Raw genomic sequence first — 16,633 nt, forward strand, 5'->3', positions numbered from 1 at the left:
ATGCGCGTAGCCCTTTACCAATGCCCACCGCTGCCCCTGGATGTCGCAGGCAATCTGCAACGCCTGCATCAACTGGCGCTGGAGGCCAAGGGCGCGGACTTGCTGGTGCTGCCGGAGATGTTCCTGACCGGCTACAACATCGGCATCGATGCGGTCAGCGTACTGGCGGAGGTGCACAACGGTGAGTCGGCGCAGCAAATCGCGCGCATTGCCAAAGCGACGGGGATCGCCATTTTGTATGGCTACCCGGAGCGTACCGAAGACGGGCAGATCTATAACGCCGTACAGTTGATCGATGCCAATGGCGAGCGGTTGTGCAACTACCGCAAGACTCACTTGTTCGGCGACCTTGATAACTCAATGTTCAGCGCCGGGCCGGATGAGTTTCCGTTGGTTGAACTCAACGGCTGGAAGCTTGGCTTTTTGATCTGCTACGACCTGGAGTTCCCGGAAAACGCCCGGCGCCTGGCATTGGCCGGCGCCGAGCTGATTCTGGTACCGACGGCGAACATGATTCCCTACGACTTCATCGCCGACGTCACCGTCCGCGCACGCGCCTTCGAAAACCAGTGTTATGTGGCTTACGCCAACTATTGCGGGCACGAAGGCGAGATCAAGTATTGCGGCCAAAGCAGCATCGCCGCGCCGGATGGCAGCCGCATCGCCCAGGCCGGACTTGATGAAGCGCTGATTGTCGGTGAACTGGATCGTCAGCTGATGATCGATTCCCGCGCCGCCAATCGTTACTTCCTCGACCGCCGCCCAGAGCTATACGGCGAGCTGAACAAGCCCTAATCCGCTAGCATTAGCGCTTCTCTGTTCTGGAAGTGCTCATGCCTGCGCTGAATCACCCTCGCCTCCACACTGAAACCCTCGCCAACGGCCTGCGGGTGACGCTGCGTCATGCTCCGGATTTGAAGCGCTGCGCCGCCGCGCTGCGGGTCGCTGCCGGGAGTCACGACGTGCCACTGGCCTGGCCGGGGCTGGCGCACTTTCTTGAGCATTTGCTGTTCCTGGGAACAGAGCGCTTTCCCGCAGAGCAAGGGCTGATGGCCTACGTGCAAGGTCATGGCGGGCAGGTGAATGCGCGAACCAGCGAACGTACGACGGACTTCTTTTTCGAGCTGCCGCCTCAGGCGTTTAGGGGTGGACTGGAGCGTCTGTCAGACATGCTCGCTCATCCGCGTATGAATCCGGACGATCAGCGGCGGGAACGGGAAGTGCTGCACGCCGAATTTGTCGCCTGGTCGCGGGATGCGACGGCCCAACAGCAGTTCGCGCTGTTTGATGGACTCTCGGCGGCTCATCCATTGCGGGCATTTCATGCGGGAAACCGTTACAGCCTGCCGGTGCCGCAGCCCGAATTTCAGCAAGCGTTGAAGGGTTTCTATCAGCAGTTTTACCAGACCGGGCAGATGACGCTGAGCCTGGCCGGGCCACAGAGTCTCGATGAGTTGAAGGCGATGGCGCAGGCGTTTGCCGTTGCTATTACCCACGGCGAAAAAGTCCCTCAGACAAAGCCCACTCTGTTGATGGGTTCTTCAGACAATAGTTATCAACAGGCTGGAGAGCGTCGGCTGGATCTGCTGTTCGCCTTCGAAGCGCTGCCCGACTCATCGCCCGAAGCGCTGGCGTTCCTGTGCCATTGGCTGAACACCGAAAAACCCGGCGGCTTGTTGGCGCAGCTGCGAGAACATGGGCTGGCGGAAAACCTGAAAGCCGCGCCGCTCTATCACTACGCCGGCCAAGCCTTGCTGCACATCGAATTCACACGGCCCGCCCGCGCCACGCAACCGGACAAAATAATCCGCGAACGGCTCTTGGATTGGCTGGGCTTTTTTGCCTCTCATCAGGATTGGGCCGAGCTGCGCGATGAGTATGCAGCCCTGCTGCAACGCCAACAGCAAGTCAGCAGCGCCTTGCAACTGGCCCGACGAGACAGCGAACAGCTTGAAGCCGGGCTGTCCGAACAGGGCGTTGTCGCCCTCAAGGCAATCCTCAAACAAATTGGCGCTGTGGATAACTTCACCGGCCAGTGGCAGCTGCCGACCCCCAACCCGTTTTTGCGCGCCGAGACTCCAGCCTCGAATGCCGGATTGATTCGCGGCCAGACCAGCGCCCACCGCGGCCTGCGGACCTTTGCCCAGGATCGCTCCCGCAGTCGCCGCGAACGATCGCCGATGCAGTTCAGTCAGGCATTGCCGGATAACACCGATGAAGGTGCTATTTATTTGCGCTGGCGCCTGGAATTCGCACCTCACAACCGCCTTCAGTCGAATCTGGAAAACAACCTGCGGATGCTGCGCGAAGATGCGCGTCAGGCCGGTGTCGACTTTTCCTTCAGCGCTTCGGGCAATGAATGGCTGTTGAAAATGACGGGCCTGCAGGAACCGATGCCGACAGTCCTCGAACATGCGCTGAAAGAACTGACAAACCCGGATGCCGATTTCTCACAGAAAGAGCCAGCGTCCATTGCGTTGATGCCGATTCGACAATTGCTCAAGGCACTGCCCGATCTATGCCTTGAGCACACCGTAGCCTCGGATGACCTGCAGCAACTCTGGTCGAGCGCACGCTGGGATGGCCTGGCGACAGGCCTGTCTGCCCAGACTCAAGCAGCAATGGGGTTTGCCTTGAGTCGTATTCCCGGCACTGCGGACAGTCAACTGACGCCGCCTCCGTCGATTCGCTCACAGCATCTCTGGAGTACCTTCGCCACCGAATCCAGCGAACACGCGCTGTTACTTTTTTGTCCGACAGCAACCCATGACATCGCCGATGAAGCCGCCTGGCGTTTGCTCGCACACGTGTGCCAGACGCCGTTCTACCAGCGCCTTCGGGTGGAGCTGCAACTTGGTTACGCCGTATTCAGCGGACTACGTCAGTTAAACGGTCAGACCGGGCTGCTTTTTGGCGTGCAATCGCCGAGTGTCGCGCCTCTGGATTTACTGGAGCACATCGAACAGTTCCTCAGCGAATTGGAGGGGATGATCGACCGCATCGATGAAGCGACCTTCATCGCTCAACGCCAAGCGCTGGCCGATCAATTCGACAATACCGCCCTGCCCAACGCCCAGGCCGCCGAGCTGCTCTGGCAAGGCAAACTGGCCGGCCACTTGTCGGATTACCTGAAACATCTGCCTCAGGCGATTCTGATGATCGACCGCGAAGCCTTGCTGGCGGCGGCACAACGACTGAATCGGGCCGATGGCGGATGGCGCTGCCTGGCCAGCGGGCCTTGTTCCGGGACGCCTTGGCAAGTGGCAAAATGATCATTACCGGCGCTGCAATTAGCTTTCTCAAAGATTCGTGGCCAATCGTTCTGTAATTTTGAGTAACATAGCCACCTAACTATCTGAACATCTCCGGCTGGAGGTGGACTATATGTATAGGTCTCAACTGTCCCATCCACCTGAAGGAGCGCTTCTATGTCCTGGTCCAAACCTGCTTACACTGACCTGCGTATCGGCTTTGAAGTCACCATGTACTTCGCAAGCCGCTAAGCTCTGCCGTCTGGTAGAGAATGCAGTGCTACGCCTCGGCTCGCCGGGGCGTTTTTATTTTCAGTTTTCAATGATGGAGCGGCCATGTTTGTCCAGATTCTAGGTTCCGCCGCCGGCGGCGGTTTCCCCCAGTGGAACTGCAACTGCGTGAACTGCGCAGGTTTTCGCGACGGCAGCCTGCGGGCCGAGGCGCGTACCCAGTCGTCCATCGCGATTTCCGATGACGGCGTGAACTGGGTGCTGTGCAATGCTTCGCCGGACATCCGCGCCCAACTCCAGAACTTCGCTCCGATGCAACCCGGTCGCGCGCTGCGTGACACCGGCATCAGCGCAATCATCCTGATGGACAGCCAGATCGATCACACCACTGGCCTGCTCAGCCTGCGCGAAGGTTGCCCGCATCAGGTCTGGTGCACCGACATGGTCCACGAAGATTTGAGCACCGGTTTCCCGCTGTTCACCATGCTGACCCACTGGAATGGCGGGCTGAACTGGAACCGTATCGAACTCGATCAGAGCTTCACCGTCCCGGCCTGCCCGAACCTGCGCTTCACCCCGCTGCCCCTGCGCAGCGCCGCCCCGCCGTACTCGCCGCATCGGTTCGACCCGCATCCAGGCGACAACATCGGCCTGATCGTCGAAGACCTGAGCACCGGCGGTAAACTGTTCTATGCACCGGGCCTGGGCAAGGTCGACGTATCGCTGCTGAAGATCATGGCCAGCAGCGATTGCCTGTTGGTGGATGGCACGATGTGGGACGACGACGAAATGCAGCGCCGTGGCGTTGGCACGCGCACTGGCCGGGAAATGGGTCACTTGGCGCAGAACGGCCCCGGCGGCATGCTCGAAGTTCTGGAACAGCTGCCCAAACAGCGCAAAGTGCTTATCCATATCAACAACACCAACCCGATTCTCGATGAGGATTCGCCGGAGCGTGCGGAGCTGGTTCGGCGCGAGGTTGAAGTGGCGTATGACGGCATGAGTATTGTGTTGTAGCGGATGGCCTCTTCGCGGGCAAGCCTCGCGCCTACAGGGATAGCGCTATCTCTGCAGGAGCGAGGCTTGCCCGTGAAGGCGTCAGACCCGACACCAAAGAATCCACCGGTTGTTCCCGGAGAACCGCAATGACTGACACCGCAATGTCCCCCGCCGAATTCGAAGCGGCCCTGCGCGCCAAGGGCGCCTACTACCATATCTATCACCCGTATCACGTGGCGATGTATGAAGGCCGGGCGACGCGCGAGCAGATCCAGGGCTGGGTCGCCAATCGTTTCTATTACCAGGTGAACATCCCGCTCAAGGACGCCGCGATCCTGGCCAATTGCCCGGACCGCGAGATTCGTCGCGAGTGGATTCAGCGCCTGCTGGACCACGACGGCGCCCCCGGAGAAGAGGGCGGTATCGAAGCCTGGCTACGCCTCGGCCAAGCGGTCGGTCTCGACCCGGATCAGTTGCGCTCTCAGGAATTGGTACTGCCTGGCGTGCGTTTCGCCGTGGATGCCTACGTCAACTTCGCCCGCCGGGCCCGTTGGCAGGAAGCCGCCAGCAGTTCGCTGACCGAGCTGTTCGCGCCGCAGATCCACCAATCGCGCCTCGACAGTTGGCCGCAGCATTACCCTTGGATCGACCCGGCCGGCTACGAATATTTCCGCACGCGTCTGGGCCAGGCGCGTCGGGATGTGGAGCATGGTCTGGCGATCACTTTGCAGCATTACACTACGCGGGAAGGCCAGGAACGCATGCTGGAAATTCTCCAGTTCAAACTGGACATTCTTTGGAGCATGCTCGATGCCATGAGCATGGCCTACGAACTGAACCGCCCGCCGTACCACAGCGTGACCGAGCAGCGGGTCTGGCATAAAGGAATCACCTTATGAGTTTCGATCGCAGCAAAACCCCGACATGGCGCACCGGCTACCGTTTCCAGTACGAACCGGCACAAAAAGGCCATGTGCTGCTCTACCCGGAAGGCATGATCAAACTCAACGACAGCGCTGCGCTGATTGGTGGTTTGATTGATGGCCAGCGGAATGTCGCGGCGATCATCGCCGAACTGGGCGCGCAGTTTCCCGACGTGCCTGAGCTCGGTGACGACATCGAGCAATTCATGGAGGTCGCCCGTGCTCAGCACTGGATCGAACTTGCCTGATTCCGTGTCAGACAAGTTACCGCCCAAGCCCGAAATCGGCCTGCCCCTTTGGCTGCTGGCCGAGCTGACGTATCGCTGCCCACTGCAATGCCCGTACTGCTCCAACCCGCTGGATTTCGCCGAGCAAGGCAAAGAGTTGACCACCGAGCAGTGGCTCAACGTCTTTCGCGAAGCCCGGGAAATGGGCGCGGCGCAGCTGGGGTTTTCCGGCGGTGAACCGCTGGTGCGTCAAGACCTCGCCGAGTTGATAGCCGAGGCGCGCAAGCTGGGTTTCTACACCAACCTGATCACTTCCGGCATCGGCCTCACCGAGCAGAAAATCAGCGACTTCAAGAAGGCCGGTCTGGACCACATCCAGATCAGTTTTCAAGCCAGCGACGAGCAGGTGAACAACCTCTTGGCCGGCTCAAAAAAGGCCTTCGCGCAAAAGCTCGAAATGGCCCGCGCGGTGAAGGCTCACGGCTATCCGATGGTGCTGAACTTCGTCACCCATCGGCACAACATCGACAAGATCGACCGGATCATCGAGCTGTGCATCGCCCTTGAAGCGGACTTCGTCGAACTCGCGACGTGTCAGTTCTACGGCTGGGCCCAGCTCAATCGGGTTGGCCTGTTGCCGACCAAAGAACAATTGGTTCGCGCCGAACGCATCACCAACGAATACCGCGCCAAACTGGAAGCCGAAGGGCATCCGTGCAAGCTGATTTTCGTCACGCCTGACTATTACGAAGAACGTCCGAAAGCCTGCATGAATGGCTGGGGCAGTATCTTTCTGACCGTCACGCCAGACGGAACCGCCCTGCCCTGTCATGGCGCCCGGCAGCTGCCGGTGCAGTTTCCCAACGTGCGCGACCACAGCATGCAACACATCTGGTACGACTCGTTCGGCTTCAACCGCTTTCGCGGTTACGACTGGATGCCCGAGCCGTGCCGCTCCTGCGACGAGAAAGAAAAGGACTTCGGCGGCTGCCGCTGTCAGGCATTCATGCTCACGGGTGACGCGAGCAACGCCGACCCGGTGTGCAGCAAGTCGGAACATCACGGCGTGATTCTCAAGGCCCGCGAAGAAGCCGAACACGCGACCCAGACCATTGAACAACTGGCCTTTCGCAATGAACGAAACTCACGCCTCATCGCCAAAAGCTGAACCTTTGAGCGCCGCCAGGGCTGTCGCGGCCGGCATCGACTTCGCCGAGTTACAGGTCGGCAAGCATGGCCTGTTCTGGAACGAATACCGCCCCGAGGATGCCGCCTGCCGGATCTGGCAGTGGCGCGACGGCCAGGCTCGTTGCCTGACGCCGCCCACCTTCAGTGTGCGCAGCCGGGTGTACGAATATGGCGGCGGCGCGTTTTGTCTGACCGATGACGGGCTGGTTTTCGTCAATGAGGCCGACCAGCAGCTGTATCGGCAATCGCTGACGGGAGAGACACCTGAGGTCCTGACCTCAAATGAATGCCGTTACGGCGATCTGCACTTCGCCAACGGGCAAGTGCTGGCCGTGGAAGAGAACCGCGATCGACATCGCCTAGTGGCTATCGATCTGGCTGATGGCCGACGTCATCTACTGGCCGAAGGCGCTGATTTCTATGCTGCACCGACCGTGAGTCCTGACGGTCGACGCCTGGCCTGGATCGAGTGGAATCGCCCGGATCAGCCCTGGACCGCGACTCGCCTGATGGTTGCCGAACGCCAGAGTGATCACACCTTCGCACAACCGCGCTGCGTGGCGGGTGACGGTGCCCAGGAGTCACTGCAACAACCTCGATTCGATGACCGCGGCCGTCTGTTTTGTCTGACGGATCGCGGCGGTTTCTGGCAGCCGTGGGTGGAGTCGGGCAACGGCCTGAGTCCGCTCCCGAGTGCTGCCGCCGACCATGGACCGGCGCCTTGGCAACTGGGTGGTTGCACCTGGTTGCCGTTGGGCGAAGACAGTTATCTGGCGAGTTGGACCGAAGGCGGTTTTGGTCGACTGGGGCTTTGTCATGGCGATGGTTCCTGTGATGATTTCACTGGCGACTACAGCCGCTTTCGCCATCTCGCACAGGATGAACAATTCATCTACTGCATCGCCGCTTCGCCGGTCAGTTCGTCGGCGGTGATTGCCATTGACCGCCAGAACCGGCAGGTGAAGACACTCGCCGGCGGTGTTGCACCGCTGCCCGCCGAACAGATCAGCCGCCCGCAAACCCTGCGCTATCCAAGCGGCTCGGCCGAGGCCCATGGTTTCTTCTACCCGGCGATGACCGGCGACACGAAACCACCGTTGGTGGTGTTCATTCACGGCGGCCCGACTTCCGCCTGCTACCCGATGCTCGACCCGCGAATCCAGTATTGGGCGCAGCGCGGCTTCGCCGTGGCCGACCTCAACTACCGAGGCAGCAGCGGATATGGCCGCGCGTATCGCCAAGCGTTGCATTTGAGCTGGGGCGATGTGGATGTGGAAGATGCCTGTGCGGTGGTCGCCTACCTCGCCAAACGTGGACTGATCGACGGCGACAAAGCGTTTATCCGTGGAGGAAGCGCCGGTGGCTACACCACGTTGTGCGCACTGGCCTTTCACAAGGTCTTTCGTGCGGGTGCCAGCCTGTATGGCGTCAGCGACCCCGTTGCGCTAGGCCGCGCCACCCACAAGTTCGAAGGTGATTATCTGGACTGGTTGATCGGCGACCCGGTGCAGGACGCCGAACGCTACGCCGCACGCACGCCATTGCTGCACGCGAACAACATCAGCGTTCCGGTGATCTTCTTTCAGGGTGAACTGGACGCCGTGGTGGTGCCACAACAGACCCGCGACATGGTCACTGCGCTACAGGACAACGGCATTCTGGTCGAAGCACATTACTACGCCGACGAACGCCATGGCTTTCGCAAGGCCGGTAATCAGGCCCATGCGCTGGAGCAGGAGTGGTTGTTTTATCGAAGGGTGATGACGCTCGCGGGCTGAAACCGCGTCGCGCCATTCGCGGAAAGCTCGCTCCTACGGGTATTGTGTTATCCCTGTAGGAGCGAATATCAGCGCTTGGCGATGATGTACACCGCATGCACGATCCCCGGAATGTAACCGCACAATGTCAGCAGAATGTTCAGCCAGAATGCCCCAGCGAAACCGACTTGCAGAAACACACCCAGTGGCGGCAACAGAATGGCGATGATGATTCGAATAAAGTCCATGGGGTAGCTCCTGATTGAAGTTGGCTCTTGTGAAACCATACAGCTAATCGACCTGCGGCGTTCTTCAGGGTTCATTGCGGCTCTTCAAGGCCAGTATTCGAGATGTGTCGGGATGTGCAGCGGCAACAGGCTTCGCTGACGTTGTTGCGGACATTGCTGGAAGAAGTGATGAATGGGCCGGATGACCACTTGAATGGCCCGGCGACACTGAACGGGTTGCACTGAGTACTTTTTTCCAGGCAAAAGAAAACCCCGCCGAAGCGGGGCTTTGCAGACTGTTTCCCTGACATCCATTTCACTCCGCCATCCTGGCAGAATCCTACGTGTCCGTGTTGTTGCTTTGCGCTTCCTGCGCGACGTCCATGTGAAGTAGATTAGCTCTGGATCCAATCTTCGCCTATGGGAAAACAGCAGCACGTTATGTAAGAGAAAGCTTACATAACGTCAAAGGATCAGAATTGTCCTGCGTCCAACAGGAACAACGATTCGCTACCCGCCTTTACCGACGCGCTCAACGAGTGAATACGCGGCAGCAGACGTGCGAAATAGAACCGTGCCGTTCCGAGTTTGCTCGCGTAGAAATCCTCCTGCGCTTCTTTACCGAAGGCTGCCTTGGCCATCAGTGCCCACATGTAGGCGTAGGCCATGTAACCGAATGCTTGCAGATACTCGACCGACGCCGCGCCGATCTCGTTCGGGTTGTTTTTCGCCCGGTCCAGCAACCATGCGGTCAGTTCGTCGAGGGTGTCCACCGCATCATTCAGCGGCTGGGTGAACTCCGCCAGGTCGGCATTGGCTGTCGCGATGAAATGACGAATCTCGTCAGCGAACAGATTGTAAAACGCCCCGCCGCTGCCAACGATCTTGCGTCCTACAAGGTCCAGCGCCTGAATACCGTTGGTGCCTTCGTATATCTGGGTGATCCGTACATCACGAACCAGTTGCTCCTGGCCCCACTCACGGATGTAGCCGTGACCGCCAAAAACCTGCTGGCCGTGCACCGTGGTTTCCAGACCCAAGTCGGTCAGGAAGGCCTTGGCCACCGGCGTCAGCAGTGCAACCAGATCTTCTGCGCGCTTGCGGGTGGCGGCGTCTTCGCTGAATTTTGCGGTGTCCAGCTGCATCGCCACATAAGTCGAGAAGGCACGGCCGCCTTCGTTCGAGGCTTTCATGGTCAGCAGCATGCGACGCACGTCCGGGTGGACGATGATCGGGTCAGCCACCTTGTCCTTGTTCTGCGCGCCGGTCGGCGAGCGGCTTTGCAGACGGTCGCGAGCATATTCGATAGCGTTCTGGTACGAGCGCTCGCCAGTGGCCAGGCCCTGAATACCGACGCCCAATCGCTCGTAGTTCATCATGGTGAACATTGCCGCCAGGCCTTTGTTCGGCTCACCGACCAGATAACCCACGGCTTCGTCGAAGTTCATCACGCAGGTCGCGGACGCCTGGATGCCCATTTTGTGTTCGATCGAACCACAATTCGCCGGGTTGCGCGCGCCCAGGCTGCCATCGGCATTGACCATGAACTTGGGCACCAGGAACAGCGAAATGCCTTTCGGCCCCGCTGGCGCGTCCGGCAGTTTGGCCAACACCAGATGAATGATGTTCTCGGTCAGGTCATGTTCACCGCCGGTGATGAAGATTTTGGTGCCGCTGACTTTGTAGGAACCATCGGCCTGAGGCTCGGCCTTGGTGCGGATAATCCCCAGGTCAGTACCGGCGTGCGGCTCGGTCAGGCACATGGAACCAGCCCAGACACCGGCATACATGTTCGGCAGGTACGCCGCTTTCAGCTCTTCGCTGGCGTGGGCGTTGATCGACAGGCAGGCACCGGCGGTCAGCATCGGGTACAGACCGAACGACAGGCTCGCGGAGTTGACCATTTCTTCGACCTGCGCCGAAACCGCCTTGGGCATGCCCATGCCGCCGTAGGTCGGATCACCACCGACACCGACCCAACCGCCTTCGGCGTAAGTCTGATAAGCCTGTGGGAAACCGCCTGGGGTGGTGACGGCACCGTCCGCCCAGTGGCAACCTTCTTCGTCAGCTGCGCGGCTCAGGGGCGCGATGCTTTTGCTGGTGACCTTGCCGGCTTCTTCCAGAATGGCTTCGACCGTTTCAGCATCGACGGTCTCGGCCAGCGCAGGCAGTTCGGCCCAGAGTTTGGCGACCTCGAAAACTTCATTGAGGACGAAGCGCATATCGCGCAGGGGCGCTTTGTAGTCAGCCATGGCAAACCTCGCAAGATCTAAACAGGTGGTTCGTAGAATAGTGATTTCGTTGTGTCCGAGTGTACCTCAACAACTTTTACGACACATAGGGTCGACTCATGACTGTTTTGTTATTTTTAGTCACCAGTATTCACCTGAGATAGCTCTCGCCCGCGAAGCTTTTCAAACCAAACCGTCAGAGCGCAAACAACTCCGCCGGCAGCTTCATCAGGCAATCGCTGCCCGCCTCGATGGCCGCCCGATGAGCGGCGGTGCGTGGCAGCAAACGCTTGAAGTAAAACTCGCTGGTCGCCAGTTTGCCCTGGCAGTAATCGCCATCGCCGCCGCCCGCCTCCAACTGCGCCTGAGCCACCAACGCCATACGTAGCCACAGGTAGCCGAGGATGATGTAACCGCTGTACATCAGGTAATCCACCGAGGCAGCGCCGACTTCATCAGGATTTTTCATCGCGGCCATGCCGACCTTGGTGGTCAATTCGCCCCACTGCTGATTCAGACTATTGAGCTGCGCCACATAGCTGCCGAGTTGCGGATGCTCAGCGTTTGCCGCACAGAATTTGTGGACGATTTTGGTGAAGCCGCGCAGCAGTTTTCCCTGACTGCCAAGGACTTTGCGCCCAAGCAAGTCCAGCGCCTGAATGCCGTTGGTGCCTTCGTAGATCGGCGCGATCCGGCAGTCGCGAACCAACTGCTCCATGCCCCACTCACGAATGAAACCGTGACCGCCAAACACTTGCATGCCGAGGTTGGTCACCTCCAGCCCAGTATCGGTCATGAACGCTTTGCAGATCGGCGTCAGGAACGCCAACAGGTCTTCGGCATCCTGACGCGCCGTTTCATCCGGGCTCAGATGAGCGGCGTCCAGCAACTGCGCGGTGAAATAAGTCAGCGCCCGGTTGCCTTCGTTGAAGGCCTTCATGGTGAGCAACATCCTGCGTGCATCGGGATGAACGATGATCGGGTCGGCGACTTTCTCCGGTGCTTTCGGGCCGGTCAGTGAGCGCATTTGCAGGCGGTCGTTTGCGTATTTGATCGCGCCCTGAAAGCTCGCCTCACCCAGACACAAACCTTGCATGCCGGTGCCGAGCCGAGCGTGGTTCATCATGGTGAACATGCAGTTCAGGCCCTTGTTCGGCTCACCGATCAAGAACCCCTTGGCGTCGTCGAAATTCAGCACACAGGTGGCCGAGGCCTTGATGCCCATTTTGTGTTCGATCGAACCGCAGGAAACGCCATTGCGCTCACCCGCCTCGCCCTCGGCATTGGGTAGGAATTTAGGAACGATAAACAGCGAAATGCCCTTGGTACCCGCAGGAGCGTCCGGCAGTTTGGCCAACACCAGGTGAATGATGTTGTTACTCATGTCGTGTTCGCCGGCGGAAATGAAAATCTTGCTGCCGGAGATCGCGTAACTGCCGTCAGCCTGAGGCACGGCGCGGGTCTTGATGATGCCCAGATCGGTGCCGCAATGGGCTTCGGTCAGGCACATGGTGCCGGTCCATTGGCCAGCGGTGAGCTTGCTCAGGTAGGTTTGTTTCTGTTCTTCGGTGCCATGGGCGTGAATCGCCGACATCGCACCGTGAGTCAGGCCGGGGTACATGCCCCAGGAGGTGTTGCTGGAACCGACCATTTCGCTGATGACCAACCCCAAAGAACTGGGCAAGCCTTGGCCACCGTAAGCCGGATCCGCCGCCAGACCATGCCAGCCGCCTTCAACGTATTGTGCGAAAGCCTGCTTGAAACCTGTAGGCGTTGTGACCACGCCGTTGTCGAAATGGCAGCCTTCTTCGTCGCCGCTGCGGTTCAGCGGTGCGAGAACGTTCTCACAGAATTTCGCGCCTTCTTCAAGGATCGCATTGATCATGTCCGGGCTGGCATCGGTGGCGCCCAGCGCGGCGTAGTTGCTGTGAAAATCGAAGACGTGGTCGATCAGAAAGCGCATATCGCGCAGGGGAGCTTTGTACTCGGGCATGGTCATTTCTCCGGCAGCAGATTGCTCAAACCTACTGCCGCGCACCACGCCTCACAATCACAGTCCAGACGCTGAATGCGCCATCATCACTCAACCCGCAGCGGCGTCCATGCGCACCGCGCCACGACGGTTCTGACCGAAAGCCATCACACAGTTTCGCCCCGCGCCTTTGGCGCTGTAGAGCGCCTGGTCAGCGGATTTGAGCACTTCTTCCGGCGTGCGCTGCTCCAACCGCTCGGCGACACCGATGCTGACGGTGACCGATACACTCGAGGCGCTTGAACCGGCGCGGCGCTGGCGTCCCTGCTGGTCATCCTGGGGACGGTTGTCCTGATTGCGCAGCTGGATGTTGTAGGTGGCGATGGATTCGCGAATGACTTCCAGGTGCGGCATACACTCCTCGAGGGTTTTGCCTGCAAACACCAGGGCAAATTCCTCACCGCCGTAGCGATATGCCCTACCGCCACCGCTGATTTTCGACAGTTTGCTGGCGACCAATCGCAGCACCTGGTCGCCGACATCGTGACCGTGGGTGTCGTTGAATTTCTTGAAGTGATCGACGTCGCTCATGGCCAGCACGTAATTGCGCCCCAACCGTTGCATGCGTTCGTTCAATGCGCGGCGACCCGGCAGGCCGGTGAGTTCGTCGCGGAAGGCCATCTGATAGGCCTCATGGGCAACCGCGGCGGCAATCATCAACATCACCTGGCTGCACATGATGTTCAGGGTGAAGGGCAGGATGAAGGTTTTCGGCAACATCCAGAACAATCCCAGCAGCCCCACCAATTGCGCAGCATGCAAGGGTCTTGGGTTGCGCCAGTATTGCCAGGCCAACAACAGGAACGAGGCGATGAATACCGGGTAGGACAACTGGATCAGGCTCATCCACGCACCATGCAACGCTGGCCAGCGGATCTCTGACAGCCACATCAGCAGCGCCTGCGGGTAACTTTGCTCCAGCCCCAGCGCCACGCTGCCGAACGCCAGCAATACCGCGAAGCGCGCCACCATGTCCTGGAACAGGTGAGTACGCTCTTGCCAGGCGGCAAACAAGCCAAACAGCAACGGCAGCAGCAGACAGCACAGATGGAAAACCACGGCGGCGTCTTCACGAACTTTGCCATTGTCGCGGTAATAGTCGGTCTGGGTGTCGAGCAGGAAGTAGGCGATGTACACCGTGACCATCAGAAACAGTTCACGCTGACGTCGGTAAACCGCGCAATACGCCCCGCCAAGCAACAGCACCAGAGTGGGCAGCACGTTGAACAGCGAAGTGAAGAAGACGTTGAGATCCTTGACGTAGGCAGCCGCAAGCCCCGCGAGCAACAACAGCAGCGATGGCAAAAAATGACTGAAACGTACAGCGGAAGAACGCAGCAAGGGTAAAGCTCCGACCCGGCAAACAAGATGGCATTGTGCCTGCACTTGGGGCAATTCAGCACATACGATGTGACGTGTGTCACATCGCCATCCTCTTTAACGGCAGCAATGGCGTTCTTCTTAGCGTTTTAGTCAGGAATATTTACCGACGTGATCGTTTGCGTCAGGCATGAAAAAGCCGCTGCTCCCGAGGAAGCAGCGGCTTTATGAAGGACTGCGTAGGGCTTAGTAACCCAGTGCGAAGTCTTCTTCTTTCATGTCCATCAGGTTGTTGGCACCCGACAGCATGGTTACAACGTGAGTGCGGGTACGCGGCAGGATACGCTGGAAGTAGAAGCGCGCAGTCTGCAGCTTGGCGGTGTAGAACGCCTCTTCGGTGGTGCCGGCAGCCAGTTTCTCGGCAGCCAGACGCGCCATGTCAGCCCAGAAGTAGGCAAGGCAGGCGTAACCGGAGTACATCAGGTAGTCCACCGACGCGGCGCCGACTTCTTCGCGGTCTTTCATGGCAGCCATACCGACCTTCATGGTCAGCTCGCCCCACTCTTTGTTCAGCGCAACCAATGGCTCGACGAACTCTTTGACCGCGTCGTTGCCTTCGTTGGTCTGGCAGAACTTGTGGACGATCTTGGTGAAGCCTTTGAGCGCTTCGCCTTGAGTCATCAGCACTTTACGGCCCAGCAGGTCGAGTGCCTGGATACCGGTGGTGCCTTCGTACAGCATTGAAATGCGGCTGTCGCGAACGTTCTGCTCCATGCCCCACTCGGCGATGAAGCCGTGGCCGCCGTAGATTTGTACGCCGTGGTTAGCGGATTCGAAACCGACTTCAGTCATGAAGGCTTTGGCGATCGGAGTCATGAAGGCCAGCAGTGCGTCGGCTTTCTTCTTCTCTTCTTCATCTACGCCGTACTTGACGATGTCGACTTGCTTGGCGGTGAAGTAAACCATCGCACGATTGCCTTCGGCGAAAGCCTTCATGGTCAACAGCATGCGACGTACGTCAGGGTGAACGATGATCGGGTCAGCGGCTTTGTCCGGCGCTTTCGGGCCAGTCAGGGAGCGCATTTGCAGGCGATCGCGAGCGTATTTCAGGCCGCCCTGGAAGCCGATTTCGGCGTGAGCCAGACCTTGCAGCGCGGTACCCAGACGTGCGGTGTTCATAAAGGTGAACATGCAGTTCAGGCCTTTGTTCGCCGGGCCAATCAGGTAACCGGTGGCCGCGTCGAAGTTCATCACGCAGGTGGCGTTGCCGTGGATACCCATCTTGTGTTCCAGCGAACCGCAGGTCACAGCGTTACGTGCGCCGATCGAGCCATCTGCGTTTGGCAGGAATTTTGGAACGATGAACAGCGAAATGCCTTTGGTGCCCGCCGGTGCATCCGGCAGACGCGCCAGAACGATGTGGACGATGTTGTCGGCCATGTCGTGTTCGCCGGCCGAGATGAAGATCTTGGTGCCGGACACCTTGTAGGAACCGTCGGCCTGAGGCTCGGCCTTGGTACGCAGCATGCCCAGGTCAGTGCCGCAGTGCGGTTCGGTCAGGCACATGGTGCCGGTCCATTCGCCGGAGACCAGTTTGGTCAGGTAAGCCTCTTGCTGCTCAGGCGTACCGTGTTCGGAGATGGTGTTCATCGCGCCATGGGACAGGCCTGGGTACATGCCCCACGACCAGTTGGCCTCGCCAACCATTTCACTGACAGCCAGACCCAGAGACTCAGGCAGGCCTTGGCCGCCGTGCTCTACGTCGTGAGCCAGGCTTGGCCAGCCACCTTCGACGAATTGCTTGTAGGCTTCCTTGAAACCGGTCGGGGTTTTAACGCCGGACTCGCTCCAGGTGCAGCCTTCGGTGTCACCCACGCGGTTCAGCGGAGCCAGCACCTGCTCACAAAACTTGGCGCCTTCTTCGAGAATGGCGTCAACCATGTCCGGAGTTGCGTCTGCACAAGCCGGAAGGCTCTGATAGTGCGCTTCGTAGCCGAGCAGTTCGTCACGAACGAAGCGAATATCACGCAAGGGGGCCTTGTAGTCAGGCATAGCGATAAACCTCTGCTGATGTAACCGGGAATGAACGACCGCGTTGATTTGTTGTGGCGGTCAAACAGTTGTTTGAAACATACGTTTACGCCCAATTCTTGTCAAGCGCCGATCTTTTGCCGTTCGTCATCGCACCATGAAAACCTCGGCCACGCAGTTGCGCAACGCCGTTGACTGAGCAACACGCCATGTAGG

The 16,633-nt window shown here is 59.2% G+C and carries 13 protein-coding genes and 1 pseudogene; 9 read left to right on the forward strand and 5 right to left on the reverse strand.

Annotated elements, in window-relative coordinates; all coding sequences use genetic code 11:
* The 8 genes from PSH97_RS25555 to PSH97_RS25590 all read left to right on the forward strand — a co-directional run bounded on the left by PSH97_RS25555 (position 1) and on the right by PSH97_RS25590 (position 8,597).
* The gene (locus PSH97_RS25555) at positions 1 to 795 is read left to right on the forward strand and encodes a carbon-nitrogen hydrolase family protein (RefSeq protein ID WP_305447149.1); all 795 of its coding nucleotides are present in this window, start codon (positions 1 to 3) and stop codon (positions 793 to 795) included.
* 38 nt (positions 796 to 833) lie between these two features.
* Positions 834 to 3,272, forward strand: coding sequence for a pyrroloquinoline quinone biosynthesis protein PqqF (gene pqqF / locus PSH97_RS25560; protein ID WP_305447150.1), 2,439 nt, complete (start codon positions 834 to 836; stop codon positions 3,270 to 3,272).
* A 156-nt stretch (positions 3,273 to 3,428) separates the two neighbouring features.
* Positions 3,429 to 3,503, forward strand: coding sequence for a pyrroloquinoline quinone precursor peptide PqqA (pqqA, locus tag PSH97_RS25565; RefSeq protein WP_009045898.1), 75 nt, complete (start codon positions 3,429 to 3,431; stop codon positions 3,501 to 3,503).
* 84 nt (positions 3,504 to 3,587) lie between these two features.
* Entirely contained in the window at positions 3,588 to 4,499 is a 912-nt protein-coding gene (gene pqqB, locus PSH97_RS25570) for a pyrroloquinoline quinone biosynthesis protein PqqB (RefSeq protein WP_305447151.1), read from the forward strand.
* Positions 4,500 to 4,627: 128 nt separating this feature from the next.
* The gene (gene pqqC, locus PSH97_RS25575) at positions 4,628 to 5,380 is read left to right on the forward strand and encodes a pyrroloquinoline-quinone synthase PqqC (RefSeq protein ID WP_063342344.1); all 753 of its coding nucleotides are present in this window, start codon (positions 4,628 to 4,630) and stop codon (positions 5,378 to 5,380) included.
* Positions 5,377 to 5,652: a pyrroloquinoline quinone biosynthesis peptide chaperone PqqD gene (gene pqqD / locus PSH97_RS25580; protein WP_305447152.1), complete on the forward strand. Its 276-nt coding sequence runs from the start codon at positions 5,377 to 5,379 to the stop codon at positions 5,650 to 5,652. Before pqqC ends, pqqD begins: the two co-directional genes overlap by 4 nt.
* Before the next feature lie 4 nt (positions 5,653 to 5,656).
* Positions 5,657 to 6,799 carry a pyrroloquinoline quinone biosynthesis protein PqqE gene (gene pqqE / locus PSH97_RS25585; RefSeq protein ID WP_305449868.1) on the forward strand — a complete coding sequence of 381 codons (1,143 nt, stop codon included), beginning with the start codon at positions 5,657 to 5,659 and terminating at the stop codon, positions 6,797 to 6,799.
* Complete coding sequence (locus PSH97_RS25590) at positions 6,765 to 8,597, forward strand: S9 family peptidase (protein WP_305447153.1); 1,833 nt, start codon at positions 6,765 to 6,767, stop codon at positions 8,595 to 8,597. Before pqqE ends, PSH97_RS25590 begins: the two co-directional genes overlap by 35 nt.
* 68 nt (positions 8,598 to 8,665) lie before the next feature.
* On the opposite strand, the gene PSH97_RS25595 is transcribed toward PSH97_RS25590, so the two are convergent.
* Entirely contained in the window at positions 8,666 to 8,824 is a 159-nt protein-coding gene (locus PSH97_RS25595) for a YqaE/Pmp3 family membrane protein (protein ID WP_007904205.1), read from the reverse strand.
* 102 nt (positions 8,825 to 8,926) lie between these two features.
* Here PSH97_RS25595 and PSH97_RS25600 point away from each other — a divergent pair.
* Positions 8,927 to 9,049: pseudogene (locus tag PSH97_RS25600) on the forward strand (LysR family transcriptional regulator); the annotation flags it as partial.
* A gap of 227 nt (positions 9,050 to 9,276) precedes the next feature.
* Here the strand turns inward: PSH97_RS25600 and PSH97_RS25605 are convergent.
* The 4 genes from PSH97_RS25605 to PSH97_RS25620 all read right to left on the reverse strand — a co-directional run bounded on the left by PSH97_RS25605 (position 9,277) and on the right by PSH97_RS25620 (position 16,438).
* Positions 9,277 to 11,055, reverse strand: coding sequence for an acyl-CoA dehydrogenase C-terminal domain-containing protein (locus PSH97_RS25605; RefSeq protein ID WP_305447154.1), 1,779 nt, complete (start codon positions 11,053 to 11,055; stop codon positions 9,277 to 9,279).
* 175 nt (positions 11,056 to 11,230) lie between these two features.
* Positions 11,231 to 13,027: an acyl-CoA dehydrogenase C-terminal domain-containing protein gene (locus tag PSH97_RS25610; protein ID WP_305447155.1), complete on the reverse strand. Its 1,797-nt coding sequence runs from the start codon at positions 13,025 to 13,027 to the stop codon at positions 11,231 to 11,233.
* Between the two features lie 90 nt (positions 13,028 to 13,117).
* Positions 13,118 to 14,407 carry a GGDEF domain-containing protein gene (locus tag PSH97_RS25615; RefSeq protein WP_305447156.1) on the reverse strand — a complete coding sequence of 430 codons (1,290 nt, stop codon included), beginning with the start codon at positions 14,405 to 14,407 and terminating at the stop codon, positions 13,118 to 13,120.
* 225 nt (positions 14,408 to 14,632) lie between these two features.
* Positions 14,633 to 16,438: a phenylacyl-CoA dehydrogenase gene (locus PSH97_RS25620; protein ID WP_305447157.1), complete on the reverse strand. Its 1,806-nt coding sequence runs from the start codon at positions 16,436 to 16,438 to the stop codon at positions 14,633 to 14,635.
* Between the last annotated feature and the right edge of the window lie 195 nt (positions 16,439 to 16,633).

The sequence above is a fragment of the Pseudomonas cucumis genome (assembly GCF_030687935.1).
In the GTDB taxonomy this organism is placed as follows: domain Bacteria; phylum Pseudomonadota; class Gammaproteobacteria; order Pseudomonadales; family Pseudomonadaceae; genus Aquipseudomonas; species Aquipseudomonas cucumis.

Excerpts from the sequence above, each read along its gene's own strand:
- PSH97_RS25555 (WP_305447149.1), top strand. The coding sequence starts at position 1 with ATGCGCGTAGCCCTTTACCAATGCCCACCGCTGCCCCTGGATGTCGCA.
- pqqB (WP_305447151.1), top strand. The coding sequence starts at position 3,588 with ATGTTTGTCCAGATTCTAGGTTCCGCCGCCGGCGGCGGTTTCCCCCAG.
- PSH97_RS25610 (WP_305447155.1), bottom strand. The coding sequence starts at position 13,027 with ATGCCCGAGTACAAAGCTCCCCTGCGCGATATGCGCTTTCTGATCGAC.
- PSH97_RS25605 (WP_305447154.1), bottom strand. The coding sequence starts at position 11,055 with ATGGCTGACTACAAAGCGCCCCTGCGCGATATGCGCTTCGTCCTCAAT.
- pqqC (WP_063342344.1), top strand. The coding sequence starts at position 4,628 with ATGACTGACACCGCAATGTCCCCCGCCGAATTCGAAGCGGCCCTGCGC.
- pqqF (WP_305447150.1), top strand. The coding sequence starts at position 834 with ATGCCTGCGCTGAATCACCCTCGCCTCCACACTGAAACCCTCGCCAAC.
- PSH97_RS25590 (WP_305447153.1), top strand. The coding sequence starts at position 6,765 with ATGAACGAAACTCACGCCTCATCGCCAAAAGCTGAACCTTTGAGCGCC.
- PSH97_RS25595 (WP_007904205.1), bottom strand. The coding sequence starts at position 8,824 with ATGGACTTTATTCGAATCATCATCGCCATTCTGTTGCCGCCACTGGGT.
- pqqD (WP_305447152.1), top strand. The coding sequence starts at position 5,377 with ATGAGTTTCGATCGCAGCAAAACCCCGACATGGCGCACCGGCTACCGT.
- PSH97_RS25620 (WP_305447157.1), bottom strand. The coding sequence starts at position 16,438 with ATGCCTGACTACAAGGCCCCCTTGCGTGATATTCGCTTCGTTCGTGAC.